This window comes from Kitasatospora sp. NPDC057542 (assembly GCF_042801945.1).
Taxonomy (GTDB): domain Bacteria; phylum Actinomycetota; class Actinomycetes; order Streptomycetales; family Streptomycetaceae; genus Kitasatospora.
On the sequence record NZ_JBHVFE010000751.1, the window covers coordinates 1 to 2,398 of the forward strand.

Annotated in this window: 2 protein-coding genes; both read left to right on the forward strand. The window is 77.9% G+C overall.

The window, feature by feature from the left end; genetic code table 11:
* Window positions 1–1,039 (forward strand): alpha/beta hydrolase (locus ACFU7Y_RS43065; protein ID WP_380771920.1); only part of this gene is annotated, 1,039 nt, incomplete at its 5' end.
* 26 nt (window positions 1,040–1,065) lie between these two features.
* The gene (locus tag ACFU7Y_RS43070; RefSeq protein WP_224282489.1) at window positions 1,066–2,322 is read left to right on the forward strand and encodes an acyltransferase; all 1,257 of its coding nucleotides are present in this window, start codon (window positions 1,066–1,068) and stop codon (window positions 2,320–2,322) included.
* Window positions 2,323–2,398: the final 76 nt, after the last annotated feature.

The window sequence follows — 2,398 nt, forward strand, 5'->3', positions numbered from 1 at the left end:
CACCCAGACCGCCGTCACCGGCCCGCCGCCCGGCAGCGCCGCCTGGACCGCCGACACCGCACTCGGCCTCCACCCGCCCGACCCGGCCACCAGCACGCCCGGCCAGATCGCCGCCTTCTTCGCCGGGCTGAGCCCCGCCCAGCAGGACGCCCTGGCCGCCCGGCACCCGCTGGTGGTCGGCAACCTGGACGGCGCGCCCGTCGAACTCCGGTACCGGGCCAACGCCCTGGCCCTCGCCGCCGAGCGCGGCCACGAACTCACCCGGGCCGCCGACCCCGCCCTCACCCCCCAGGACCACGAGGCCGCCCGCACCCGCGCCGAGCGCTACCGCACCCTGCTGGACGGCGGCCGGCGGATCCTCGCCTTCGACCCGCGCGGCCGCGGCCAGGTCGCCGAGGTGTACGGCGACCTCGCCACCGCCCGCCGCACCGCCGTGATCGTCCCCGGTTCGGACATCGACCTGCTCCGCTTCGACCGCACGGGCAACCCGTACGGCACCCCCGCCGGCATGGCCCGCGCACTCCTGGACGCCACCGACCGGCAGACCGCCGTGATCGCCTGGGCCGGCTACACCACCCCGCTCGGCCTCGGCCCGGACGCCGCCACCGAGGACCTCGCCCGGGCCGGCGCACCCCGCCTCACCCGGCTGCTCGACGGACTCGCCGTCACCACCCGTCCGCAGGCCCCGCCCACCGTGTTCTGCCACAGCTACGGCTCGGTGGTCTGCGGCCTGGCCCGCCCCACCCCCGCACAGGCCTCCGGCGTGGTGGTGCTCGGCTCGCCCGGCATGGGCATCGACTCGGCAGCCGACCTCGGCCCGGGCGTCCCGCTCTGGGCCACCGCCCGCAACGGCTCCGACTGGATCGGCAACGTGCCCGACGTCCGGCTGTTCGGCCTCGGCCACGGCGCCGACCCGACCGCCCCCGGCTTCGGCGCCCGCCCACTGCCCGCCACCGGATCCCACGGCCACGACGGCTACTTCGCCCCCGGCACCGCCTCCCTCGCCGCCTACGCCGCCGTCGCGCTCGGCCGCGCCTGACCGCCCGCACCGGAAGGAGCACCACCATGGCCAGCACCCTCACCACCCCCCGCACCCCCCGGCCCCTCACCGCCCTGCGCCGCGCCGCCGCGCAGGTCGACGCGAGGACCCCGGCCGACCGCGACCGCGCCCTGGACGGGCTGCGCGCCCTCGCCCTGCTCGCCGTGCCGGTCGGCCACTGGATGCTCGGCGGCCTCACCCGCTCCCCCGACGGCGCCCTGCACAACGCCAGCCCGCTCTCCACGCTCGGCTTCTTCGCCCCACTCAGCTGGGTGCTCCAGATGCTCGGGGTGTTCTTCCTGGTCGGCGGCCACTCCTCGGTCCGTTCGCTGGAGCGGGCCCGGGCCAGGGGCGTCACGTACGGCGGCTGGCTGCGTGCCCGTACGGTCCGACTGCTGCGCCCGGTGCTCGGGGTGACGGCCGTCTGGGCGGCGCTGGTCCCGCTGCTGCCCGCGCTCGGCGTCCCCGCGGACACCCTGCGCACCGGCGCCACCCTGGTGGTGCAGCCGCTCTGGTACATCGGGGTCTACCTGGGGCTGACCGCGCTCACCCCGCTCTGCGTGGCGGCCGGGCGCCGGCTGGGCGGCTGGTCGGCGGGCCTGCTGGTGGCCTCGGTCGCCGCCGTCGACCTGCTGCGCTACGGGCCGTGGGCCGAGGCGGTGCCGTCCTGGGTCGCGCTGCTGAACATCCTGCCCGGCTGGCTGTTCGGCTACCAGCTGGGCGTGCTCTGGGCGCAGGGCCGGCTCGGCCGCCCGGCGGCCCGGGTGCTGCTGCTCGGCGGCGGCGCGCTGTTCGCCGCGCTGCTGCTGGTCTTCCACTACCCGGCCAGCATGGTCGGCGTGCCCGGGGCCGCGCGGACCAACTCGCACCCGCCGTCCCTGCTGGTGCTCGCCCTGGCGGCGTTCCAGTGCGGCGCCGCGGTGCTGCTGCGGGAGCGACTGGGCCGGCTGCTGACCCGCCGCCCGCTGCTCTGGCTGCCGGTCGTGGTGGTCAACCTGTCGGCGATGACGATCTTCTGCTGGCACCAGAGCGCGATGCTCGCGGTCGCGGTGCCGGGCGCGGCCGGCCTGGGCGCCGTCCCGGGGCTGACCACCGCGCCGGACTCGCTCGGCTGGGTGGCCGCCCGGCTGGCGCTGCTGCCGCTGTTCGGCGCCGTGCTGGTGGCGGTCGGCTGGTTCACCCGCCGGTTCGACGGCCCCTGGACGGCCCTGTCCCGAGGTGGCAAGGCGGTGGCGGGGGCGGCAGCGGCGCTGTTCGCGGCGTACGCGCTGGGCGTGGTGTGACGGTCCGTCGGAGGCGAGCCGCTCCGGGCGGCGCAGCACGGCACAGACGGCAGGGCGTGGACCGACCGGTCCACGC